The 23,680-nt window shown below is 67.9% G+C and carries 22 protein-coding genes; 12 read left to right on the top strand and 10 right to left on the bottom strand.

Translation table 11 applies throughout. The features are described 5' to 3' along the window. Positions 1–9 precede the first annotated feature (9 nt). Positions 10–1,797, top strand: coding sequence for an ArnT family glycosyltransferase (locus GN153_RS05000; RefSeq protein ID WP_159900454.1), 1,788 nt, complete (start codon positions 10–12; stop codon positions 1,795–1,797). Here GN153_RS05000 and GN153_RS04995 read toward each other — a convergent pair. The 4 genes from GN153_RS04995 to GN153_RS04980 are packed head-to-tail and all read right to left on the bottom strand — an operon-like array spanning position 1,791 to position 4,720. Then, positions 1,791–2,834, bottom strand: coding sequence for a lysylphosphatidylglycerol synthase transmembrane domain-containing protein (locus GN153_RS04995; protein WP_394350889.1), 1,044 nt, complete (start codon positions 2,832–2,834; stop codon positions 1,791–1,793). The genes GN153_RS05000 and GN153_RS04995 overlap by 7 nt on opposite strands. Continuing rightward, positions 2,827–3,693 carry a polysaccharide deacetylase family protein gene (locus GN153_RS04990; RefSeq protein ID WP_159900450.1) on the bottom strand — a complete coding sequence of 289 codons (867 nt, stop codon included), beginning with the start codon at positions 3,691–3,693 and terminating at the stop codon, positions 2,827–2,829. The genes GN153_RS04995 and GN153_RS04990 overlap by 8 nt, the downstream gene beginning before the upstream one ends. Beyond that, positions 3,690–4,043 (bottom strand): DUF2304 domain-containing protein, encoded by a 354-nt coding sequence (locus GN153_RS04985; RefSeq protein WP_159900448.1) that lies wholly within the window; start codon positions 4,041–4,043, stop codon positions 3,690–3,692. Before GN153_RS04985 ends, GN153_RS04990 begins: the two co-directional genes overlap by 4 nt. Positions 4,044–4,045: 2 nt before the next feature. Beyond that, on the bottom strand, positions 4,046–4,720 hold the full coding sequence (locus tag GN153_RS04980) for a glycosyltransferase family 2 protein (RefSeq protein WP_159900446.1): 675 nt from the start codon (positions 4,718–4,720) through the stop codon (positions 4,046–4,048). An 83-nt stretch (positions 4,721–4,803) separates the two neighbouring features. Here GN153_RS04980 and GN153_RS04975 point away from each other — a divergent pair, with 83 nt between their 5' ends. Beyond that, positions 4,804–6,348 (top strand): alkaline phosphatase family protein, encoded by a 1,545-nt coding sequence (locus GN153_RS04975; RefSeq protein ID WP_159900444.1) that lies wholly within the window; start codon positions 4,804–4,806, stop codon positions 6,346–6,348. Positions 6,349–6,438: 90 nt separating this feature from the next. Next, the gene (locus GN153_RS04970) at positions 6,439–6,933 is read left to right on the top strand and encodes a DUF309 domain-containing protein (RefSeq protein ID WP_159900442.1); all 495 of its coding nucleotides are present in this window, start codon (positions 6,439–6,441) and stop codon (positions 6,931–6,933) included. A 42-nt stretch (positions 6,934–6,975) separates the two neighbouring features. Here the strand turns inward: GN153_RS04970 and GN153_RS04965 are convergent, their stop codons facing one another. Further along, on the bottom strand, positions 6,976–7,605 hold the full coding sequence (locus GN153_RS04965; RefSeq protein WP_159900440.1) for a class I SAM-dependent methyltransferase: 630 nt from the start codon (positions 7,603–7,605) through the stop codon (positions 6,976–6,978). Between the two features lie 155 nt (positions 7,606–7,760). On the opposite strand from GN153_RS04965, the gene GN153_RS04960 reads away from it, so the two are divergent. Continuing rightward, positions 7,761–9,431, top strand: a complete 1,671-nt coding sequence (locus GN153_RS04960; RefSeq protein ID WP_159900438.1) for an acyl-CoA synthetase — start codon at positions 7,761–7,763, stop codon at positions 9,429–9,431. A 21-nt stretch (positions 9,432–9,452) separates the two neighbouring features. On the opposite strand, the gene GN153_RS04955 is transcribed toward GN153_RS04960, so the two are convergent. Both GN153_RS04955 and GN153_RS04950 read right to left on the bottom strand, forming a co-directional pair. After that, positions 9,453–10,502, bottom strand: coding sequence for an ABC transporter ATP-binding protein (locus GN153_RS04955; RefSeq protein ID WP_159900436.1), 1,050 nt, complete (start codon positions 10,500–10,502; stop codon positions 9,453–9,455). Continuing rightward, positions 10,495–11,529, bottom strand: a complete 1,035-nt coding sequence (locus tag GN153_RS04950) for an ABC transporter ATP-binding protein (protein ID WP_159900434.1) — start codon at positions 11,527–11,529, stop codon at positions 10,495–10,497. Before GN153_RS04950 ends, GN153_RS04955 begins: the two co-directional genes overlap by 8 nt. Before the next feature lie 543 nt (positions 11,530–12,072). On the opposite strand from GN153_RS04950, the gene GN153_RS04945 reads away from it, so the two are divergent. The 4 genes from GN153_RS04945 (at position 12,073) to GN153_RS04930 (ending at position 16,719) form a co-directional block, all read left to right on the top strand. Continuing rightward, a complete protein-coding gene (locus tag GN153_RS04945) occupies positions 12,073–13,860 on the top strand; it encodes an ABC transporter substrate-binding protein (RefSeq protein ID WP_159900432.1) in 1,788 nt (595 codons plus the stop codon). Between the two features lie 113 nt (positions 13,861–13,973). Next, a complete protein-coding gene (locus tag GN153_RS04940) occupies positions 13,974–14,888 on the top strand; it encodes an ABC transporter permease (protein WP_159900430.1) in 915 nt (304 codons plus the stop codon). A gap of 90 nt (positions 14,889–14,978) precedes the next feature. Continuing rightward, positions 14,979–15,965, top strand: a complete 987-nt coding sequence (locus tag GN153_RS04935; protein WP_159900428.1) for an ABC transporter permease — start codon at positions 14,979–14,981, stop codon at positions 15,963–15,965. An 82-nt stretch (positions 15,966–16,047) separates the two neighbouring features. Further along, positions 16,048–16,719, top strand: coding sequence for a thioredoxin family protein (locus GN153_RS04930; protein ID WP_159900426.1), 672 nt, complete (start codon positions 16,048–16,050; stop codon positions 16,717–16,719). Positions 16,720–16,729: 10 nt separating this feature from the next. Here GN153_RS04930 and GN153_RS04925 read toward each other — a convergent pair whose 3' ends face one another. Beyond that, positions 16,730–17,848 (bottom strand): phosphotransferase family protein, encoded by a 1,119-nt coding sequence (locus GN153_RS04925; RefSeq protein WP_159900424.1) that lies wholly within the window; start codon positions 17,846–17,848, stop codon positions 16,730–16,732. Between the two features lie 57 nt (positions 17,849–17,905). Between GN153_RS04925 and GN153_RS04920 the strand changes: the two genes are divergently transcribed. The 3 genes from GN153_RS04920 to GN153_RS04910 all read left to right on the top strand — a co-directional run bounded on the left by GN153_RS04920 (position 17,906) and on the right by GN153_RS04910 (position 20,260). Beyond that, entirely contained in the window at positions 17,906–18,898 is a 993-nt protein-coding gene (locus tag GN153_RS04920) for a DUF7065 domain-containing protein (RefSeq protein ID WP_159900422.1), read from the top strand. Between the two features lie 67 nt (positions 18,899–18,965). Continuing rightward, on the top strand, positions 18,966–19,754 hold the full coding sequence (locus GN153_RS04915) for a succinylglutamate desuccinylase/aspartoacylase domain-containing protein (protein ID WP_159900420.1): 789 nt from the start codon (positions 18,966–18,968) through the stop codon (positions 19,752–19,754). A 98-nt stretch (positions 19,755–19,852) separates the two neighbouring features. After that, complete coding sequence (locus GN153_RS04910; protein WP_159900418.1) at positions 19,853–20,260, top strand: hypothetical protein; 408 nt, start codon at positions 19,853–19,855, stop codon at positions 20,258–20,260. 31 nt (positions 20,261–20,291) lie between these two features. On the opposite strand, the gene GN153_RS04905 is transcribed toward GN153_RS04910, so the two are convergent. Continuing rightward, positions 20,292–20,741 carry a UPF0179 family protein gene (locus GN153_RS04905; RefSeq protein WP_159900416.1) on the bottom strand — a complete coding sequence of 150 codons (450 nt, stop codon included), beginning with the start codon at positions 20,739–20,741 and terminating at the stop codon, positions 20,292–20,294. Positions 20,742–20,795: 54 nt separating this feature from the next. Further along, entirely contained in the window at positions 20,796–21,197 is a 402-nt protein-coding gene (locus GN153_RS04900) for a DUF5820 family protein (protein ID WP_159900414.1), read from the bottom strand. Between the two features lie 410 nt (positions 21,198–21,607). On the opposite strand from GN153_RS04900, the gene GN153_RS04895 reads away from it, so the two are divergent. Beyond that, on the top strand, positions 21,608–23,677 hold the full coding sequence (locus GN153_RS04895) for a PrkA family serine protein kinase (RefSeq protein WP_159900412.1): 2,070 nt from the start codon (positions 21,608–21,610) through the stop codon (positions 23,675–23,677). Positions 23,678–23,680 lie beyond the last annotated feature (3 nt).

The following is a 23,680-nucleotide window of genomic DNA, read 5'->3' as shown; positions in this document are numbered from 1 at the left end:
GGCCCTGTGATGGGTGCCCTCCGAACCCTCCTCGCCCGCGGGGTCGGGACCGTCGCCACCGACCTCCGCGAGGACCGTCGGCTCCGCTACCTGCTCGTGGGCGCGGCCCTGCTCTGTGGGTTCTGGTTCTGGCACCGGGTCCCGAACTTCGCGACCCGTGACGAACACAGCCGGCTGCTCGACGTCCTCGTGGCCTACGGCTCGGTCGCCGCCGACCCGAGTATCGAGAGCCTCCAGCAGGGTGTGGCCTGGGGACGGGTCCCCTTCGGCGCGACCTTCTATCTGTTCGGGCTCGCCGTGCTCCCGGTCGTCCTGCTCGCCGTCCTCCTCGGGCAGCTCGATGTCCTGACCACCTTCGCCGCCCCGAGCGCCGAGTTCGGGTACTTCCCCTCGTGGCAGGCGACGCCGGCGTGGTTCTGGACGGGTGCGCTCGTGATGGTCCGGCTGGTAAACGTCCTGCTCGCCGTCGGCTGCGTCTATCTCACCTACCGGGTCGGGCGCGTGGTGTGGGGCCGGACCGCCGGTCACCTGGCGGGGCTGCTCCTGACGCTTACATTCGGCTTTCTCACCATCGCTCACGAGGGCGGCGAGGACATGCCCGCCCTCTTTTTCGTCCTGCTCGCGCTGTACCTGCTGGTCAGGTACGTCCAGGCGGGCAGGCGGTGGCGGTTTTTCGCCGCGAGCGCCGCCGGCGGCGCCGCCATCGCGTTCAAACTCACGGCCGCGCCGGTCGTCGCGCTCGTGCTCGCGGCCCACGTTCTGCGAGCCAGGCGGGCCGACGACCCCTGGCGGGCGCTGGCCCGCCCCACGCTGCTCGTCCCGGGGGCGCTACTGGGTGCTGTCGCCATCGCTGTCGGGTTCCCGACGCTTCTGGTCGGGGGGGTCGACGCCGTCGCCTGGCGGCTCCTGGAGAACCCCGGGGCGCGGGCCTCTCACCCGACCGGGCCGGATGCCCCGGTCTGGTGGTGGTTCCTGCGGGGTTACTTCAGCGGGATGAGTCTGCCCCTGTTCCTGGGTGCGGTGGCCGGCGTCGGGGCGACCCTCCTCCGGGTCGGGCGCCGTCGGGCGGCTCCGGGAACGCTCCTCGTGGTCACCGGGCTCGCCCTGTGGGTGGGACTGTTCGCCGGCTGGCACGACTTCCGGGTGCACCACCTCCTGCCGACGTTCCCGCTGCTGGCGCTGTTGCTCGCGGGCACGCTGGTCCGGTTTCACGGGCGGCGACCCTCCCTCGCCCGGCCGGCCGTGGCCGCGTTGCTCGTGACCAGCGGGCTGTACGCGGCCGTCGGCGTCGGGGGCTACGCCGCGATGCCCCGGGACGACGCGGCTGCCTGGCTCGATGCCAACGCCGAGGACGGCGACACGGTCGAGGTCTACCGCCGGCACATCCAGGACACCGCGGTCCCTCACGGGGTGGACGTCAACCACGTCTACGGGCGGGAGGGGGGTGGTGAGGAGGTCGACCCCTGTCCCGAGTTCATCCAGCTCGGGTACCGTGACCTGCTGTATCTCGACCGGGACACGTACTACCGGAACGACGACGCCCGGTTCAGCTACATCAGAGGGCTGCTCGCGGGCGAGTACAACTACGAGATAGCCGCGGAGTTCGGGACCCGCCCGCCGGGCTTTGTCCCCCGACGGCCGACGCCGGGGTCTTTCGTCGACCTGCTCCGGAACGGCGTGGTCCCACAGACCGACCAGTACGCCGACGAGCAGGAACTCGCCGCGAACCAGTACACGCTCGTCTTGGAGCGAACGGGGGAGTGCGACGGCTCCCGGCTCCGCGATTCGCCTTACTGACCCGGTGAGAGGTCCGACAGGTCCAGCCCCAGCGAGGGGTACCAGCCGGCGACGGCGGGCAGGTACACGCCGAGCGTCCGGTCGATGACGACGACGGGGACGGCGACCTCGCCCGGCACGCCGAGCGCGACGAAGACGGCTGTGGCGGTCGCCTCCGTGACGCCGATCCCCCCCGGGGTCAGCGGCAGCAGCGTCACGCTGTAGGCCGTCACCAGATACAGCGGCAGGAGGGCGGCGGGTTCGAAGGCGACCCCAAGCGCCCCGAACAACAGGAGCACCCGCAGCCCGGGCGCGAGCACGAGCGCGACGGCCCACCCGAGGGCGTACCTGCCCCAGACGCCGGGGTCGGCCACCAGCCGGCGGAACGACTCCGTGGAGGCCTCTGTGAAGGCAAGGAGCCCACGGACTCGCTCGGCGGCGCGGTCCCCGACCCGGGGGAGTCTGGCGACAGTCCCGGCCAGCCACGCCACCAGCGGGTCCAGCAGTTTGAGGTTCGTTCCAGCGAGCAGGACGACCGACCCCGCCGCGAGATACAGCCCTGTCGAGAGCCCGAGCAGCAGGACCAGCCCGGCCGACAGGCCGGTCAGTGCGACCGCAACCGCGAGCCCGGCAGCGGCCGTCAGCCCGTAGTAGACGGCATAGACCCCGGTGTGGACGCCCGAGACCGCCGCGGCGTCGGCGTAGGCCATCCCCGTCTGGCTCCGGAGAACGAAGGGTGCGGCCACCCGGCCGGAGAGCCGCGAGGGGAGCAACTGGTTCACGAAGTTGACGATGAGGTCGGTGCTCGCGGCCGTCCGGAAGCCCACGGGGTGGACGGGCGCCATGACCGCCTGCCAGGTGGAAAAGCGGGCCCCGAGTCCGACGAGCGTGACCGCGAGCAGCGCCAGAAGGGTCGGCGCGTCGACCCGGCCGAGGCGGGCCAGGGTCGCCCCCGGGTCGACCTGCAGGACGACCCACGCGAGCGCGGCGACGGCCACTCCGTACTGGAGTGCGGTGAGCGCGAGTGCACGGGGGCTCCGTCGGGGCACGCTATCCACCCCGGGGTGGATCGCTGGGCGCGCCGGCTCCCTCCGCTTCGCCCGCGAGCGCCGCCGCGGTCGTAAAGTCGAACGGCTGTGCGAGGATCCGGTCGACGGCCCGGCGCATCCACTCGCCGGTGTGCCAGTAGACCCGCTTGGGGACGCCGTCGACGGCGGGCAGGTCGACCAGCTCCCAGGGGTGGACGTACAGCACCGGCGCGACCCCGCGGCGCGCGAGCAGGCGCATGCCCAGGATGGTGTACCGGGGGCCGAAAAACCGCAGCCAGGTGCCCGTCAGCGGGAGTCTGAGTCCGGGCATCACGCTCGCGGGGACTTCGGTTATCCCTGCCGGCGCCCCGGGGTCGACCTCGCTGGCGGGCGCGGGAGTCTCCAGGTCGTACTCGCCGCCGTACCACCCGGGGACGGCGCGACTGGCGACGACACTGGAGTCGTAGCCGTAGCCCGCCCGTTCCAGCCCCTCGAAGTGGCCCGGCGGGACGTCGAACGCCGGCGCCCGGAACCCCCGGATGGGCTGGCCGGTCAGCTCCCGCAACAGCTCCCGGGAGCGGGCGTACTCCTCGCGGCGGGCCGCCGTAGAGAGCTCGGTGAGCAGGCGGTGGCTGTGGGAGTGGGAGCCGACCTCGTGGCCGGCGTCGGATATGCGCCGAACGGCGTCCGGGTAGCGCTCGGCCGCGCTCGAGACGACGAAGCCGGTCGCCGTCGCGCCGTGGCGGTCCAGCGCGTCGAGGAGGTACTCCAGCCCCTCGAGCCCGACCCCTTCACGGTCGGTCGTTCCGCGGGCCGAGCGGTAGGCCGGGGTCTGGTCGAACAGCTCGACGTCGACCGAGAGCACGGCTGCCGGGTCGCTCCGGCTCACTCCTCCCCGTCCTCGAATTCGGCCTTGAGGAGGCCGACCTCCTCGTTGAGCCGTGAGAGGCGGTCGTAGAGCCGGCCGATGCGGTACAGGAGATACGTGACCAGCGCGAAGAGGACGAGGTTCGCGACGACGAGGATGGCGTGGGTCTTGAACTCCAGCCCGAGGAAGGTCGCGATGTAGTCGAAGGAGTCGGGGGTGACCGCGACGAAGAGCAGGCCGGCGCCCACAGCGACCGAGAGGGCGAACAGGCCGAGCGCCTCGCGCTCGCGGCGCACGAGGACGTATCCGGTCGCGAGAAAGCCCATCCCGACGACCCCGGCGACGAGGTTGACGGCGGTGTACTCGGCCATGGTCACCTGAACAGGACCACGCGGAGCACGACGTCTGTCATCCGGAGCGGGTACAGCAGGAAGGTGCCGAGGTCGAACTGCGACTCCCCGGTGTCGCGGGTCGGCATCTCCACCGAGACCTCCCGGATCCGGTAGCCCTGGCGGGCGGCGTCGAGGGTCTGTTCGACCGCCCAGTGGGCGTCGCGCTTGTGGAGGATGTTTCGGAGCATCGACACCCGGTAGACCCGGAAGCCGCTGGTGACGTCGGTCACGTCGACGCCACCGAGCGCGTTCACCACGCCGGTAAAAAACCGGATGCCTGCCCGCCGGACGAAGGGGTACTCCTCGATGCTCTCGTTGCGGTACCGGCTGCCGACCACCATGTCGCAGTCCTCGGCGGCGGCCAGCAGGTCGGGGATCTGGCCGGGGTCGTGCTGGCCGTCGGCGTCGACCTGAACGACGAAGTCGTAGCCGTGCTCGATGGCGTACCGGTAGCCCGTCCGGACGGCGCCGCCGACGCCGGTGTTGAACGTGTGCTCGACGACGGTGGCGCCGTGGTCGCGGGCGACTGCCGGGGTACCGTCCGTGGAGCCGTCGTCGACGACGACCACCTCGTCGACGTGGCCGGCGGTCCCGTCGATGACGGAGCCGACCGTGTCCGCCTCGTTGTACGCGGGGATGACGGCGACTGTTCGCACTACCGGAGTCACGCCCCTGTCGACACTTAGAGCTATCGAAGGGTTCGAAAGGGACTAGTGACTCCCATACCTCCCTCCGGCCGATGACACGGACGTTCGTGGTGGGGCTGGACGGGGCCAGCTGGCGGCTGCTGGACCCGTGGCTGGCCGCCGGCGACCTGCCCAACCTGGCCGCCCTGCGCGAGGCGGGCTCGTGGGCCGGAACCCGGAGCTGTCTGCCTCCGGTCACGTTCCCGAACTGGAAGTGCTACTCGGCGGGCAAGGACCCCGGCGGGCTCGGCGTCTTCTGGTTCGAGCACGTCGACCTCGCCGAGGGCCGCATCGATGTCGCGGAGGGCGGGGACTTCCGGACCGCCGAACTCTGGGACTACCTCAACGACGAGGGGCAGTCTGCGGGCGTGGTCAACATGCCCACCATGTACCCGCCGCGGGCCATCGACGACGTGGTCGTCGCGGGCGGGCCCGACGCCGTCGAGGGGGAGTACCGCAGCATCGATTCCGGCTACACCCACCCCGAGGGACTCGCCACCGACCTCGAGGAGCGGTTCGACTACCACGTCCACCCCGACCCGCTGCTGTCGGGCAACGACGAGCGCGGCGCCGAAGTCGACGCCATCCTCGACCTGCTGGATACCCGCTTCGAGGTCGCGCTGACCCTCTTCGAGGAGCGCGACCTCGACTTCGTCCACGTGACCCTCTTTTATCTGAACGTCCTCCAGCACTTCTTCTGGGACGAGGAGCCCACGAAGCGGGCGTGGGAGCTCGTCGACGAGTGGCTCGGGCGGCTGCGGGAACTGGAGGAGGTCAATCTCGTCCTGATGTCCGACCACGGCAGCGCCCCCACCACCACCGAATTCTACGTCAACGAGTGGCTCGCCGAGCACGGCTACCAGGCCCGGACGCGGACCGTCGACGACTATCTCGCGCGGGCTGGGCTGGACCGCGAGAACGTCCTCCGGGTCGCGAAACGGTTCGGGCTCGTCGACACGCTGGCCCGCGTCGTCCCCGAGCGCGTCCAGAAGCTCGTGCCACAGAGCGACGGGCTCAAGCGGGACCGCAAGCTCGACGCCGTCGACCTCCCGCGGACGAAGGCCGTCGCGAGCGGGCAGGGTCCCATCTACGTCAACCCCGCCTTCGACGTCGACAGCGTCGCCGACGAACTCGTCGCGGACCTGCGGGCCGTCGAGGACGAGCAGGGGCCGCTGTTCGACGGCGTCTACCGCGGCAGGGAGGTCTACTCCGGCCCCTACGTCGAGGAGGGGCCGGAGGTCGTCGTCGACATGCGCCCTGGCGTCCACGTCAACGACGGGGTCGGCGGCGGCGAGGTGACGACCGGGCCGGACCGGTGGGCCGCCGAGAACACCCGCCACGGCATCTTCGTCGCCAGCGGCCCCGACTTCGCCGCCCGGGGCGAGCTCGACCGGGTGTCGATCCTCGACCTCGCACCCACCGTCCTCGCGGCCCACGGCTGCGCGGTGCCGGAGGACATGACCGGCGAGGTGCTTCCGGTCCTCGCCGGCGACCCCGAGGTACGGCGCCGCGAGCCGCTGCCGGAACCGGGCGAGGGGGACCGGCGCGCGTCCGAGGAGGTCAGCGAGCGCCTCCAGCAGCTGGGGTACATGGAGTGAGGTGGTACGGGCCCGGGCCCGGTTTTCCCCGGCATCCGGGGCACCGCTGACACCGACGGATTCAGGCCCCCCGCCGTCCAAGTGTCGACGATGGACGACCACACCCGTGACGACACCGTCGGGCCGCCGGTCTCGGGGAACCCGACGGGCTGGCGGGCCGGGCAGGCCGAATCGAACGGGTGGGAACACGGGACGCTGCGCAAGGCCGTGGTCCACGGCGTCCGGCTGTACAACGCCGGGGAGTACCACGAGTCCCACGACTGCTTCGAGGCGGAGTGGTACAACTACGGCAGCGGGAGCACCGAGAGCAAATTTCTGCACGGGATGGTCCAGGTCGCCGCGGGCGCCTACAAACACTACGACTTCCAGAACGACGACGGGATGCGCAGCCTCTTCCGGACGGCACTGCAGTACTTCGAGGGCGTTCCCGACGACTTCTACGGGGTCGACCTGCTGGACGTGCGGACCGTGGTCGCGAACGCGCTCGAGGACCCGGCGGCGCTGGACGGCTGGCAGATCGAACTGGACGGGACGCACCCGACTGCGAGGTCGGTCGACTTCGAGTACGCGGAGACGCTCGAGTGAGCGACACGCTGGGGCGACGAGGGCTCGTGTCCCGGCGAGCGGTCACCGGCGGGCCCTGACCGCGACGAAGGAACCGTCGCCGTATCCCTCCTCGACGGGCTCCGGGCCGTCGACCTCCCCGAGCGGGCGGTAGATGGTCTGGACGAACTCCGTGTCGGTGAAGCCGGCGGCCGCGAGCTCTTCGCGGAGCTCGTCGGTCGTGACGAACGTCGCCTCCCGGTAGAAGGGGTTGTCCTCCTTGTGCTCCTGGTAGACGCGCCCGAGCGGGCTCTCCCTGTCGACGTATCCCACGACGAGGCTGCCGGACGCCGAGAGCACCCGGTCGGCCTCGGCCAGCATCCGGGGGATGTCGTCGACGAAACAGACCGTCGTCACGACCAGCACGGTTTCGAAGGCGCCGTCCCGGAAGGGGAGGTGCTCGGCGACACCTCGGGTCACCTCGACGCCGCGCTCGCGGGCGCGCTCGAGCGGCGCCCGGGCCGGGTCGAGGCCGACCTCGACGCCCAGCGGTGCGGCGAAGCGGCCGGTGCCGACCCCGACTGCGAGGCCGCGCCCGGCCTCCGAGACGAGCTGACGGAGCGCCGCCAGCTCGGAGCGGTAGGCGTCGTCGTGGTCCTCGAACCACTGGTCGTACCGCTCGGTGTGTGTCTCGAACGGCTCGGCGGTCGGCATACCCGGCCGTAGGACCGGAGGGTGTACCAGTGTTGCGGGTCGGCCGGAACACCCGGGAACTGACACCGCCTCCCCCGTCGCCGCGCCGGAGGGTCCCACTCGCCGGTCCAAGGTGGGCATGAACTGTTAAGTGGGCCGTTGGAGATGGTGTGCGCATGGCTCCCACGGAACGCCTCGACGCGTACCACTTCTACGAACAGGACTGGGACAGCCACGAGCAACTGCGGGAGGCCTTCGAGTGGGAGGTTCCCGAGCGGTTCAACATCGCCGCCTACACCTGCGACCGGTGGGCCAGCGAGCGGGGCCGGGTAGCCGTCTTCGCCGAGGATGCCGCCGGAAACGAGGAAGTGTACACCTTCTGGCGGCTCCAGCAGGAAGCGAACAGGCTGGCGAACTACCTCTCCGAGGCGGGCGTCGAGCGCGGCGACCGGGTCGGCGTGAACCTCAATCAGCGACCCGAAACGCTCGTGGCCCACATCGCCTGCTGGAAGATGGGCGCGGTGTCGGTGCCGCTGTCGCTTTTGTTCGGCCCCGAAGCGATCGAGCACCGCCTCGGGGACTGCGACGCCGTTGCCTGCGTCGTCGAGGAGGCGAACATCGACGCCCTCCGGGAGGCGGACCTGCCGGCGCTGGAGACGGTCCTCACGCTCGGCGACGTCGACCGGCAGCCCGGCGAGATGGACCTCCACGAGGCCATGGCGGAGTCCTCCCGCGAGTTCGAGACCCTCGACACGCACGCCGAGGACGACGCCATCATCATCTACACCTCGGGGACGACCGGCCCGCCCAAGGGCGTCCGCCACGTCCACCGCTTCCTGCTCGGCCACCTTCCGGTCACCGCCGCGGGATTCATCGGGACCGGGACCACCGAGGACCGAGTCACGTGGACGCCCGTGGAGTGGTCCTGGATCGGCTCGCTGTTCTCCGCGGTGATGCCGACGCTGTACTACGGCCAGCCGGTCGTCGCCTACGCCGGCGGCCAGTTCGACCCCCACGAGGCCTTTCGCATTCTCGAGAAGTACGGCGTCACCTCCTTCTCCGCGCCGCCGACGGCGCTCAGGATGATGATGCAGGTCGAAAACCCCGACTACGACTTCGGCGAGTTGCGAACCATCGGCTCCGGCGGCGAGTCCGTGGGGGAGGGCATCCGGACCTGGGCCGCCGAGACGTTCGGGATCGACGCCGTCGAGGAGGCCTACGGGCAGACGGAGGCGAACCTGCTCGTGTCCGAGCGGTCCGAACTCATCGAGCACAGAGATGGGAAGATGGGACCTGCGGCGCCGGGCCACGAGGTAGCCATCCTCGACGAGCGGACCCGGGAGCGGCTGGAGCCGGGGGAAGTCGGCGAGATCGCCGTCCGCTACGAGGACAACCCCGTCTGCTTCAAGGAGTACTGGGAGCGTCCGGAGAAGACCGCCCGGAAAGTCCAGGACGGCTGGCTGCTCACGGAGGACCTGGGTACCGTCGACGAGGACGGCTACTTCGAGTTCGTCGGGCGGACCGACGACGTGATCATCTCCTCGGGGTACAAGATCGGCCCCGAGGAGGTCGAGGAGACGCTGGCCGGCCACGACGCCGTCGCCGACGTCGGCGTCATCGGCGTCCCCGACGACGAGCGCGGCCAGGTCCCGAAAGCCTTCGTCGTCACCGCCGGGAACCACGACCCGGCGGACCTGCGCGAGCGGCTGCAAGAGTACGTCCGCGACCGGCTGGCCAACTACGAGTACCCCCGCGAGATCGAGTTCCTCGACGACCTCCCGCGCACGAGCACCGAGAAAGTCCGGCGCAGGGACCTCCGGAAGCGCGAGGGGCTCGTCGAGGAGTGAGGGGCCCCAAGCCTACGGGGGTCAGTCCATCCGGTCGGTGGCCGCCTGCGTCGGGGCGTCCGAGGTGTCCGGCGCGGGCGCCCCCTCCTCGTGGTCGTAGTAGAGGTGACACGCGGTCGCGTGGTCGTCTTCGACCTCAAGAAATCGGGGCGTCTTCTCGCAGACGTCCATGCGCTCCGGGCACCGGTCCCTGAACCGACACCCCGGGCCGATGTTGACCGGGTCTCCGGGGCTCCCCGCGAGGTCGACGCGGCCCCGGTCGAAGTAGGGGTCCGGGCGGGGGATGGCCCGGACGAGCGCCTCCGTGTAGGGGTGTTTCGGTTCCTCGATCAGCTGGAGTGTGGGCGCCCGCTCCACGATGCGGCCGAGGTACATCACGTTGACGTAGTCGGAGACGTACGACACCGTCGAGAGGTCGTGTGAGATGTAGACCATCGACACGCCCATCTCGTCGATAAGTTCGTTGAGCAACTGGAGGATCGACGCCTGCGTCGAGACGTCGAGCATCGAGACCGGCTCGTCGGCCATGACGATGTCCGGCTCGACGATGAGTGCGCGCGCGATCGACACTCGCTGTTTCTCCCCGCCGCTGAGCTGGTCCGGGAGCTGGTCGAGGTACCGTTCGGGAGGGTTGAGCTGCACCTCGCGAAGCATCTGCTTGACCCGCTCTTCCTTGTCGTCGAAGTCGTGGATCTCGAGGGGCTCACGGACCGTCTCCCGGACGGTGAACTTCGGGTCCAGGGAGTTGAACGGGTCCTGGAAGATGATCTGGACGTTGCGCCTGAACTCCCGCCAGTCCGACTTGGTGAACGACGAGAACTCGGTGCCTCTGAACCGGATGGTGCCACCGGTGTGGTCCTGCAGCCCCATCAGGGTCTTGATGAGCGTGGTCTTCCCGCAGCCGCTCTCCCCGATCACGGCCTGTGACTCGTTCTCGCGCAGTGTCATCGAGACGCCGTCGACAGCCTGGACGTGGTCGACGTTCCCCCGAAGCCTGTCGAGGATCCCCCCGGTCTGCTCGAAGTACTTCTCCAGGTTCTCCACTTCAAGCAGGGGCTCGCCCTCAGTCATCGCCCTCACCCCTGACAGCACCGACGTCGTCGGCGAGATACTCCGCGTTCAGGTCCTCGTCCTTCCGGATACAGGAGGCCAGGTGGTCGGGGGAGTTCGCGTCGACAGGTTCGAGGTCGGGCATCCCCTGTCGACACTCTTCGACGGCCCACGGACACCGGTCGACGAAGGTACAGTAGTCGACGTCGCCCCGTAGCTGGGGCGGGTCCCCCTCGATGATAGACAGCGGCTCGTCGGGCGCCTGGATGTCCGGAAACGCGTCTTTCAGGAGGATGAAGTACGGATGGTGTGGGTTCTCGTAGAGGTCGACCGACGTCCCCGTCTCAGCCACCTGCCCGGCGTGCATCACGGCGAGGTTGTCACAGCTCTCGAGTACCACGCTGATGTCGTGGGTGATCAACAGCATGCTCGTCGAGAGCTCCTCACGCACCTTGTCGAGGTACGCGAACACCTGGTCCTGCATGATGACGTCGAGCGCCGTGGTCGGCTCGTCGGCGATGATCAGCGCTGGGTCCAGAAGCAACGCGAAGGCGATGATTGCCCGCTGTTGCATGCCGCCGGAGAACTCGAAGGGGTAGTCCGTGACCCGTTCCTCCTGGAGCCCGACGATCCCGAACAGCTCGCGCAGGCGGTCGAGTGCCTCCTCCTCGGTCATGTCCGTGTGAACCTGCGCGAGCTCGACGGCCTGCGTGCTGATCCTCCGGACCGGGTCGAGGCTGTTCATCGCGCTCTGGGGGATCAGCGATATCTCGTCCCACCGGATCTCCCGGTTGAGCTCCCGCTGGGACATATCCTGGATCTCCGTGCCCTTGTAACGGATCGTCCCCGAGGTGACCTCCCCGTTGTCGTCGAGCCCGCCGACGATGGCCTTCGCGATCGTCGACTTTCCGCACCCGGATTCACCGACCAGCCCGTTGTAGTCTCCCTCTTCGACGGTGAACGACGCGTCCGTCACCGCCGAGATCGAGCCGCCGTCGACGCGGTACTTGATCGTGAGGTCCTCGACCTCGAGTACGGGTTCAGCCATCTCAGACGCTCCCTCCGGCCCGCTCTTCGGGGCCACCCGTCCGGACGAACAGGGACGAGACGGTGGACAGGAGCCGGAGAATCGGGGCCGGCGCCGACATCTCCCGAGACATGTCGCCCGAACACGACGCCGTCCGGTCCGTGCTCGGCCCTCCGCGGGCGTGTTGTCTATCCCAGGTCCGGCCGTTCGGAGGGTCGCGCTCGCGTGAAAACGGCAGACCACGGCGACTCCATCGCTGGTGGGGTAACATGACACCCCATTCTTAGGTGAGTGAATTAAGCTTTGTGGGTAGTTAACATAGGTCTCCCACGGGCTGGTGGAGTCACAGACGTGTGGGGTGTGACGGTCGAAGTGGACATGTTCGGTAGCCCTGCGGCACCCTTCCCTTCCCGGGCCGTCTGCGGTACACGAAGGCGGAGAATAAATCCGGTATCTCAACCATTATCCATCAACTGCATGGTGTTGTGTATCATGTCACAGAGTGACGAGAGCCATGGTATCAACCGACGAACGTTGCTCAGTAGCCTGAGTGCAGCCGGTGCCATGGGACTCGCAGGCTGTGGGATCCTCGGCAGCGACGGTGGAGGAGGCGGGGCGGAAGACCTCGGTGAGCGCGTCCCGACACAGACGATGCAACACTACACCGGGTGGTACCAGATGGAGAGTGCTGCCGAGGCGCTCAGTCAGCAGATGCCGGAACGCCTCGGTGTCGACGTCGAGATAGCCGCCCTGGATGTCGCGACCGCCGTCGGGAACGTCTTCAGCGACAACCGGTTCTCGAGTATGCCGATCTACTACATCAGCAACACCCAGGACGGGACGGTCGCCTGGGAGCGGTACACCATCGACCTGGCGGGTAACCCCGGCGGGAACGTCAGTCAGTGGCCCAACTGCGCCTACAGCGTGTTGATGCGCGAACAGCGGAAGATCCCCGACCAGGAACGCCGGACGGAGGTGCTCCACGAAGCACAGAGCATCCGGAGCAACGACCTCGCGGTCATCAATCTCGGCTTACCCTTCGACAACACGTGGGCGTACAGACCCAGTGACGTACAGATAGACGAGAACCAGATCGGTACCGGGACGTTCTTTCCGCAGAACGTCCGGCTCTACGAGACGATGGAGCCGGTCGGCGACAGCGAGTTCATCGAGATCGCCGACAACCAGACCCACTACTACAACGACACCAACATCTACTCCAACCAGGACCAGGTCGGTCCCTGGAACAATCTGATCCACTCGAAGCTGTTCTACGTGGACGTCAACAACGAGGAATCCGGGTTCATGAACAGCGACCTGGCGGAGTCAGTCGAGGCCAGCGACGACGGGCTCGAGTACACCGTCAATCTGGTCGACGACGCCACGTTCCACAACGGCGACCAGGTCACCGCCGAGGACGTCAAATTCTCCTTCGAGTACCTCGCCGGCAACACGGATGTCTTCCTCGACGCACCCAACGTCGGGATGACAGTCGAGGCCGTCGACGACACCACCGCCCGCTTCCAGCTCGACGAGCCGTTCGCACCGCTCGTTACCCGGGATTTCCACACCTGGGGGATCCTCCACCGCGACACGTGGGTCGACGCCGGCGCGCCGGAAGACGCCGAGAACGCCCGGCCGGCCCCCGAGGACATGGTCGGGAGCGGCCCGTTCCAGCTCACTAGCTTCACCTCCGGCGAGGGACTCACGGCCGAGCCGTACACCGACCACCACGAGTTCGACCCGCATCCGGACGCAAACCTCTCGTTCAACGTCTTTACCGACCAGACGTCGCTGTTCTCCGCGCTCCGGTCCGGCGACATCCACGCGGGCATCACGTCACCGCCACAGCGCGAACAGATCAGAGAGCAGTTCAGCGACCAGCTGAGCATCGCACCCGGGGAGAGCACCGTGGCACTGATCCTCATCCCACAGTGGCCGATGGCGCCGACGAAGTTCTTCGAGTTCCGCGAGGCCGTGGCGATGGCGATCAACTACCAGGAGATCGAGGCGCTGACCACGCTCGGCGAGCGGGAGCCCGACATCTACGCGGAGACGACCTCGCCGTCTCACCCGCGACGCGCACCGAACGAGATGCTCTACGAACAGGGCAACGGGAGCGTGAGCGGCGACATGGAGGCAGCCAGGGAGCGGCTGCGCGAGGAGGGGTGGGGATGGGACAACGACGGGAACCTCCACTACCCCCAGGACGCGGACCTCTCGCCGCGCTGGGAGGCCGAGGGGACTCCCGACCCCGACAACTACCCCTGTCTCGACAGCGAGGGCAACTACACCCGGCCGCCGGACGACGAGGTGGACCTCCCCATCGACATCGATGAGTACACCGCGTGACCGGCCGCTGCTGTCGGGGCACGGGCCACCGAGCCCGGCCGGGGCTCCGGAACCGCGCCGGGGAGGGTACACACCCGCCGGCGTCTGACACCACACCCGTCAACACTCCCGCCATGTCATTCCAACGTCCCCTGAATCGGATCAAGTCGCTTCGGAAGAACAACATCGTCGTCCGGAACACGGTCGCCGGGATCCGGGGGTTGCTCTCACAGAACATCACGCGGATCCCCCTGTTCTTTCTCACGCTCGTCGCGATCCTCGCGCTGTTTGGCGAGTCGCTGGCCCCGTACGGGTACGACGAACGGCTCATCGCCCCCGACGGTGGGATCATGCTGGCCGAACCACCCAGCGTGGCCCATCCGCTGGGGACCACCGGCGACGGGTACGACGTTCTGTCGCGCATCATCGTCGGCGCCCGTCCCACCGCGATCGCCGGCGTGGTCGGCGGGACGATGATCGTCTCCATCGGACTGACAGTCGCCCTCCTGTCCGGTTACCTGGGCGGAGTCGTCGACGAGACGCTGATGCGCATCACCGACCTGTTTTTCGCGATCCCGTTCATCCCGTTCGCGCTCGTCGTCGTCGCGTTCTTCGGGGCCGGCTTCTGGATCGCCATCTTCATCATCGGGATCTTGCTGTGGCGCTCGAACGCCCGCGTGATACGCGCACAGGTCCTCCAGATCAAGGAACGGCCGTACATCCAGGCTTCGAAAGCGTCGGGCGCGAGTTCCAGACGGATCGTCTTGAAACACATCCTCCCGAACGTCGCCCCGATGGCGATCCTCTACTTCGCACTGGGGATCGGCGTGGCCATCATCGCCCAGGCGTCGCTCGCGTTCGTCGGAGTCGCCGACGCACAGACGCCCTCGTGGGGTGTCATGATCCGGAACGCGTACTTCTCGGGGTATCTCCGACAGGCCTGGGCGTGGGCGCTGGTCCCCGGGTTCATGATCGCCTTCACCGTGCTGTCGACGTACCTGATCGGCCGGTCGTTCGAGAGTGCGGACCAGGCCACCGGGGGTGTCTGACGTGGCTGGACGACATCCGCGCCACGCCGGGTCCGGTGGAACGGCCAGTTGCTACGGGGAGTTCCATCTCGGAGAGGTGACTCGGAGCCAATGAGCAGAGTTCGATACCTGCTGATGCGGAGCCTCAGGACCGTCTTCCTGCTGTGGGTGATCCTCACGTTCCTGTTTTTCTTCTTCCGGCTCATGCCCGGTGACTACACGACACTGATGCTCAATCAGGGGGCGTCTCCCGAGGCCGTGGCCGAGCTGCGGGAGAGCTGGGGGCTCAACGACCCGCTCTACGTCCAGTACTGGAACTACCTCACGAACTTCCTGATGCTGGACGTGGGAACGTCCCTCCAGACGCGACTCCCCGTCTGGGACTACGTCAGGCCCCGGATGGTCAACACGCTGATCCTGGCACTGCCGGGCCTGCTCCTCGCCTACGTGCTCGGCGGCGTCGTCGGGAGCTTCATCGGGGACAAACGGGGCTCGCGTCTGGAGCGGTCGGCGGTGACGCTGGTCACGCTGGTCGGGTCGTTCCCGGGCTTTTTCACCGCCATCCTCGCGATCGTCGTCCTGTCGGTCTGGCTGGGGATCTTCCCGACGGGAGACATGGTTTCGACAGCGACGCAACTCCGGTTCGACGTCTGGTGGCGCAAGTACCTGACACTCGACTTCCTCTATCACTGGATCCTGCCGGTCTCCGTCGTCGCGATCCGGTACATGTACGGGCCGACGCTGATCATGCGGACCAGCTACGTGGAAGTCATGGGCCAAGACTTCGCGTACTACCAGAAGGTGACCGGCCTGCCCTACGTCAGGCGAGTCAGACACCTGGGCCGACACGCCGTCCTCCCGCTGATGACGCTGTTCCCGATCTCGATCGTGCAGGCGGTGAGCGGCCTCGTGCTCATCGAACTCGTGTTCAACTGGCCGGGACTCGGGCTCACGATCATCGAGGCGATCCGGGCGCGGGACTTCCCGGTCATCCAGTTCGTCTTCTTCGTCATCGCGGCGCTGGTCGTGGTGGCCAACTTCGCGGTCGACATCTTCTACAGTGTGGTTGACCCCCGGATCACCGTCGGGGAGGACTGAGACTCCCCGCCCCCGCTGATGGCGCACAGGTACGGGACCCGCCGCACAGTATTTATACACGATCGCCGAGTGACTACGGTAAATGCAGCCAGACGAGCTACTGGACACGCTGGTCGGGACCGGCGTGCTGGAGCCGACAGCCGGCGGCGAGTCAGTCGCCGTCACTGCGGAGTTCCAGGAGTTGGTGGAGGAAACGGAGACGACCCTGGAGCGTCGGGAGTCTCTCCGTGAGGAGCTCGAGGCGCGGTTTGACGACCCCGACGCTCTCGACGCGCTCGCGGCACTCGGCGAGGATGACCTCCGCTTTGTCGCCCAGTACTGTGCGCTCGCCGAGCGGGTAGAGTCGCTCTCACACGACGACCTCGTCCGGACGGTTGCCGTCCTCGCACAGTTCCAGGGGACGCCGCCGAGGTCGGCGGGGGTTCCCGACCCGTTTCTCCCGGTCGGGGGCGAACAGCTTCCCACGCTGCTGGGGCTGACCCGCCGGGCTGTGGTGTACGTCTGGCAGGAGGACTGCGAGCCGTGTGACCTCGTTCGCGAGACTCTCGAGGACCTCCTCGATGCTCCGGAGGACATCGCGCTGTTCGCGGTCTACGGCCCGGCCTGGGCCGAACTGCTCTACGAGGAGTTCGACGTGGCGGGGGCACCGACTACGCTGTTCGTACTCGACGGCGAGGTCGACTCGCGGTTGAACGGCCCCCACTACCCCGAATCCTACGAGGGAGAGCTGGAGACGCTGAGGGAGCTGGCGTGAGTCGACGCCCTCAGAGCGGGACCTCGCCCTCGATGATCTGGCGCGCCTTTCGGCCCAGCGCCGGGACGATGAGCTCCATCGCAGGGTACGACTCCTTCACGTTTGGCGCGTCCTCCAGATACATGCGATAGAACCCCTCGCAAAGTGCCGCGAGCTTGAACGCGCCGAGGGCGCGGTAGAACCGGTCGTGGTCGTATTCGATGCCGGTCTGTCTCTCGTAGCGGTCGACCAACTCCTGTCGGCTGTGATACTCCGGGTGAGTCATGAACGCCGAGTACTCCTCGACGAACACCTCCAGGACCGGGAACTGCTCGTGGTCGCCGTAGGCCGCCTCGATGCCGTCGGTGATCGGCGACGGGTCCTCTGCCTCCGCCCAGTAGGAAAGCACCCACCCGAGGTCGGTCAGGGGGTCGCCGCGGGTCGCCATCTCCCAGTCCAGTACGCCGGTGATCCGGGGAGCGTCGGGAATACCGAACAGGAGGTTGTCCAGCTTGTAGTCGCCGTGGACGAGCGTCGCGTGCGGTGCTGGCGGAACGTTGTCGGCGAGCCAGTCAGCCACCTCGAAACAGACGGGCAGCTCCCGCGTCTCGCCCGTCCGCTGCTGTGCCCACTCCAGTTGAGCCGTGAGTTTCTCGACCAGCTGCTCCGTGTGGCCTGCCGGGTCCCCCAGGTCACTCAGGCCGACCCGGTCGGCATCGATGTGGTGGATCTGCGCCAGTCTGTCGACAGTCTGTTCCCCGACCGTCTGTCGCGTCTCCGGCGAACGGAACCGGGCCGGGGGCTGCGTGTCGAAGACCTCCCCCTCCAGCCGCTCCATCACGTAGAACTCCTCGCCCAGAACGGTCTCGTCGTCACAGTACGTCACGACGTCCGGTGTGGGGACCCACGTCTCCTCGAGGGCGTCCAGGACCCGGTACTCCCGGTCCAGGTCGTGGAGTAGTTCCGGGGCGGGCTCCGCCGGCGGCACCCGGCGGACGACGAACTCCTGTTCGTCCCACTGGAGCAGACTGGTCTCGTTGGCGTTTCCACCCTCCAGGGGCTCGAGCGAGCAAGAATCCGCAGCGCCCAGCTCGCTGGAGAGCGACGAGCGAAGCGCGTGCTCGTCGACAGCCATGCTATCTGTTGTCATGATGTGTGAGAACGAACGACGCAATACCTATCAATGTATGCACCGGTTGGACACCGTATGCGCGAGGCCGACGAGTTCTTCCACGCACCGGGAGCGGAGACGTACTGGAGCGAGAGTCACTACTTCGACGCCATCGGCGCCGAGGAGGACGTCGCCCTGCACGGTCGGGTCGGGTTCTATCCGAACCGAAAGCAGGCGAACGTGTTCTTCTATCTCATCGCGGACGGGACCGTCTACTGGCTCCGCGAGCGAGCCGTTTCGCCCGGTGACACCCACGGCCTCCTCGTCCGGGGCGAGGACTGGACGGTCGAACTCCTGCCCGTTGACCTGCCGGCCGAGTGGAATGCACGCGTCGAGGGGACGGTGACTGCCACGCCGGCCGACGAGCCTGCGGCGCTACTCGCCGGCGAGGGTGACCCGGCGACACTGTCGGTCGACTGCACGCTCACCAGCCGCCACGACCCGTTCTACTACTCCGACGGGGAGACGTTTCCCGACGAACCCAGAAACGACCGCTACGAGGTGGCGACACACGTCGAGGGGACGGTTACGGTCGACGGCCGCGAGCGCGCGTTCGCTGGCGTCGGGGAACGTGACCACTCCTGGGGGAGACGGAAGTGGGCCGGCGACGCCGAGTGGCTCTGGATTTCGGGAGCCTTCGAGGACGGGACCGCCTACAACCACCTGTCGTTCTGGCTCGCAGAACACCCCGAAGAGCGGATGGTCAACGGGTTCTGGTACGACGGCGAGCGGGCAGTTCCGTTGACCGGGTCGACAGTGACGGAGACCCCCGCGTTCGGTCCCGAGACCGCCCGGGAGTGGATGAGAGGCGAGACGAGCCCGGACATGGAGCTCGAACTCGTCTGGGAGGGCGGGGCGACGACGATCGAGGTGCGCCCGTTTGTGACGACGCCGCTGGACTGGGTCGACGAGGAGCGCGACCAGCGGGCGGTGCTGAACCGCGCCGCCGCCCGACAGACCCGGGACGGCGACGTTCCGGGAGCGGGCTTTCTGGAGAACATCACCCAGCTCCCGCTGGGCGGGGAGTGACGGCCGCGGAGAGTCAGACGGTTCCGGATCGTCCCACTAATACTCCTCCGGCGTGAAGGCCCCGCAGATGCGTGTCGAACAGCTCGGTGATGGGGACCCCGAGTACGTCGTCATCGGGAGCATCCACGGCGACGAGCCCTGCGGAATGCGGGCGGTCGAGAACCTGCTCGCGGAGGACCCCGACGTCGAGAAGCCGGTGGCGCTGGTGGTCGCCAACGAGGAGGCACTCGCGGCGGGCGAACGGTACCTCGAGGAGGACCTGAACCGGGCGTTTCCCGGCGACCCCGGCGGCGACACTCACGAGTCGAGACTCGCCGCCGAGATCGGCGAGCGCTTCGGCGACTGCACCGCACTCTCGATGCACTCCACACAGTCCTACGGCGAACCGTTCGCGATCGTCGACAGGATCACCGACTACGCCCGTCACATCTGCCCGCGGCTGGGCGTGGACGCGGTCGTCGACGCCGGGACCGAAACCGACGGCCGGTTGTTCGAGTCGATCCCGCGGACCATCGAGGTGGAGTGTGGCTACCAGGGCTCGGAGACCGCAGCCGCGAACGCCACCCGCGTCGCTCGCGCGTTTCTGGGTGCGGTCGGCGTGCTCCCCGAGGCGGAGCGACCGCCGGCCGACGGGCTTCCGGTGTTCCGGCTGCGCGACCCCGTCCCCAAGGAGGCCGCAAGCGAGTACGAGGTGTACGCCGACAACTTCACCGAGGTCCCGGAGGGGACGGCCTTCGCCGCCGCGGACGGCGTCGACGTCGTCGCCGAGGAGGGGTTCTACCCGGTGTTGATGTCCCCGGAGGGGTACGAACACGTCTTCGGGTACACGGCCGACCGGGTCGGGACACTCCCCTGAGCCTGGCCGCTCCGGGGCCGGAAACCGGGACAGAGCGCGGAACTCGCCGTGTGAACTCCCCGTGTGTTTATGTCGGCCCGTGCCGACGCTGCAGTCGCATGACGTCGCTGCAGGACATTCAGGGGCGCATCGAGGGATCGGGTCACCAGGGGTGGATCCCGTTCACCGACCGGGGGACGTGGACGTTCCGGGAGGACGTGTCGCTGCGCATCCAGCGGGAGAACCAGGTCAGTCCCAACATCCAGGCCCCCTGGACCCGCAACCTCCAGGCCGGGAGCCAGAGCTTCAGCTACACCGTCTACTACGGCAACTCCCCCGTCGAGGTTCACACCATCGCCAGCGTCGACAACTTCCGGGCGCACATCCCGATGCCCCAGCAGCCACAGGGACCCAACGAGCCGTACACGATCACGCCCTACCAGGCGACGCTTGGCCGGATCATCACCGGCGAGGACCAGACCTTCGAGGCCTACCTGAACAGGACCGGTATCAAGATCCAGGAGTAACAGCCGGTCCACGGCCCGGGCAGGCCGACTCTCACTGGTCGGGGGGAGCGAACTCCACGAGCGTCAGCTCCCGGTCGAGCATGCAGTAGTCGTGGGGCGGCTCGCCAAGCACCTCGTCGATCCGGTACTCCCGGTCGAAGTCGGCGCCGGCGGGCTCGCAGAACTCGTGACTCGGACACTCCGTGTGCGGACATGGACCCTCGAGGGACGCCTTGCTGCCGGCGTAGGCGGCGTTGGAGGCGACGTTGGCCCGGACGGGAGCGGGCTCGACCTCGACGGCGGTCACGCCGGCGTCGTGGACGGCACACTCCAGCGTGCTCGCGCCCTCGCGGACGCTCTCGACGCGGTACTTGCGCCCCTCGACGAGATTCAAACACTGGTCGCGGTAGGGACAGCCCTCACAGCCCGGCGCCTCGCCGCGGTAGACGAACTCCTCGCCCTCCTGGGCCAGCCGGGTCCCGATCAGCGTCAGCGTCGCCATACCCGCTCTGGGTGACCCGTGGGCTTCAATCCCCCGGGGCCGGCCGCCCCGTCCTCAGTCCCCGCTTCCCGTCGTCCCGCCGCCGGTCAGCTCGTCCAGCCGGTCGAGATACGCCTCGCGGGGGACCTGGTAGAGGGCGCGGTAGTCGAGCTCCCCGGCGTGGAACGCCCGCGCGAGGTCGCGGGCGCCGGCAGCGGCAGCCTCGCGGGTGTCGAACGACTCGGTCTCGCGGGCGACGTCGGGTTCGAGGTACAGGGTCACGTACCAGGGGTCGTCGGGGTCGGGGACGTTCCGACCCGGCCGGCGGTCCCGCTTGCCCTTCGTCGCGTAGACCGTCGGCAGGCAGGGAGCGGGGAAGGCCGTCGAGTCGAAGACGTCCGGACGGTACGCGAGCACGAGCTTCGTCGGCTCCTCGTGCCAGACCACCCACCCCTCCGGGACGTCCTCCAGTGCCATGCCCGTTGTTGTGGCCGGCACCGCTTCAGTGCCCCGGTCGGCGAGGTGAGACTATTTAAATGGGGGCGGAAAGCGAGCCGGCATCGAACTCGCGTCGTAAATCTTGCCGTCGCCGTCCCCGGGTCTGCGTGCCGATCGACGGTCTCTCGGAACCGAGGGACCCGTCACCGCAAGAAGACTTATATTTCCGAAGTTCTCTTACAATAAACAGTACCGGTACCGTTCCGTCGGCCGCTCCACCACTCGCGACCGGCCGGGGGACGACGTACCTTGGTATGGAAACACATGACAGGACCTGCGCCGACGCCGCCGACACGAGGGACCCACGTGGCCGCCCGGAGCCGTCGGTCCCCCGGTAGCGTCCCGCACGGCCGCCGTCGCGCGGTGGCCGCCGGTCACGCCCACAAAGCATGACAAGCGAACACACGCTCGAAACCCTCAGCAAGGAGTACCGCGACACCATCCCCGAGGACCTCCGCACGACACACTCGTTCGACTGGTATCTCTCGGAGGTCATCACCGACCCGAAGGTCGCCCGGTCGGCCCACCAGCGGGTGGCCGACATGTTCGACTTCTACGGCACCGAATACGACGAGGACCGCGGGATCGTCGAGTACAAACTGGCCGCGGAGGACCCGCTGCACGACGGTGAGAACACCTTCTACGGGCGGGAGATCCACGAGGCGATCCACGAGTTCGTCAACAAGGTGAAGTCGGGAGCCCGCGGGCTCGGTCCCGAACGCCGCATTCTCCTGCTTCTGGGGCCGGTGGGCTCGGGCAAGTCCGACTTCGACTCCCAGGTCCGGGCTTACTTCGAGGACTACACCCGCCGTGACGAGGGGCGGATGTACACCTTCCGGTGGACGAACCTCTGTGACATCATCCCCGACCAGGACCCCGCCGACGACGTGGTCCGGTCGCCGATGAACCAGGACCCGCTGGTGCTCCTGCCCCGCGAGCAGCGCAAGCGCATCCTCGAAGACGTCAACGAGGCGCTGGAGGCGCCGTACACGGTCCGCAACGAGCAGACACTGGACCCCGCCAGCGAGTTCTACCTCGACGAACTGCTCGCCCACTACGGCGACGACCTCCAGGCCGTCCTGGAGAACCACGTCGAGATCGTCCGGCTGCTCGCGAACGAGAACAAGCGCCAGGCCATCGAGACCTTCGAGCCCAAGGACAAGAAAAACCAGGACGAGACCGAGCTGACGGGTGACGTCAACTACTCGAAGATCGCCATCTACGGCGAGTCGGACCCCCGCGCGTTCGACTACGCCGGCGCGTTCTGTAACGCCAACCGCGGCATCTTCTCCGGCGAGGAGCTGCTGAAGCTCCAGCGGGAGTTCCTGTACGACTTCCTGCACGCGACCCAGGAGCAGACGATCAAGCCGAAGAACAACCCCCGGATCGACATCGACCAGGTGATCGTCGGGCGGACGAACATGCCCGAGTACCGGGACAAGAAAGGCGACGAGAAGATGGAGGCGTTCAACGACCGGACAAAGCGGATCGACTTCCCGTACGTCCTCGAGTACGAGGAGGAGGCCGACATCTACCGGAAGATGCTCCGGAACGCCGACCTGCCCGACATCTCCATCGAGCCCCACACCCTGGAGATGGCGGGTCTGTTCGGCGTGCTCACCCGGATCGAGGAGCCCGACGAGTCGAGTATCGACCTCGTCCAGAAGGCCAAAGCCTACAACGGGGAGATCGACGAGACCGACGACGCCGACGTCAAGAAACTCCGCGAGGAGGCCGAAGCGAAAGCCGACATCGGCGAGGGGATGGAGGGGGTCTCCGCCCGCTTTGTCGGCGACGAGATCGCCGAGGCGATCATGGACTCGATGCACCGGGACCGGGGCTTTCTCTCGCCGCTGACGACGTTCAACCACCTGGAGGGGAACCTCGAGAACCACGGCTCCATCTCCGCGGACATGTTCGAGACCTACTACCGGTATCTCGAACTCGTCCGCGAGGAGTACAAGGAGCGGGCCATCGAGGACGTCCGCCACGCGCTGGCCTACGACATCGACGAGATCCAGCGCCAGGGCGAGAAGTACATGGACCACGTGATGGCCTACATCGACGACGACACCGTCGAGGACGAGATCACCGGCCGCGAGCAGGAGCCCGACGAGCAGTTCCTCCGCAGCGTCGAGGAGAAGCTCGACCTGCCCGAGGACCGGAAAGACGACTTCCGCCAGGAGGTCGCCAACTGGGTCTCCCGCCGGGCCCGGGAGGGCGTGTCCTTCGACCCCCAGGACAACGACCGCCTGCGCCGCGCGCTGGAGCGCAAGCTCTGGGAGGACAAGAAACACAACATCAACTTCTCGGCGCTGGTCTCCAGCGGCGACATGGACGACGAGGAGCGCAGCCAGTGGATCGACGCCCTCATCGAGCAGGGCTACTCCGAGGGCGGCGCGAAGGAAGTGCTCGAGTTCGCGGGCGCCGAGGTCGCCAAAAGCGAGATCGAAGACTGACCG

The sequence above is a fragment of the Salinirussus salinus genome, from assembly GCF_009831455.1.
GTDB lineage: Archaea > Halobacteriota > Halobacteria > Halobacteriales > Haloarculaceae > Salinirussus > Salinirussus salinus.
Note: the sequence above shows the minus strand (reverse complement) of the source record. Positions and strands in the feature narration are given on the sequence as shown.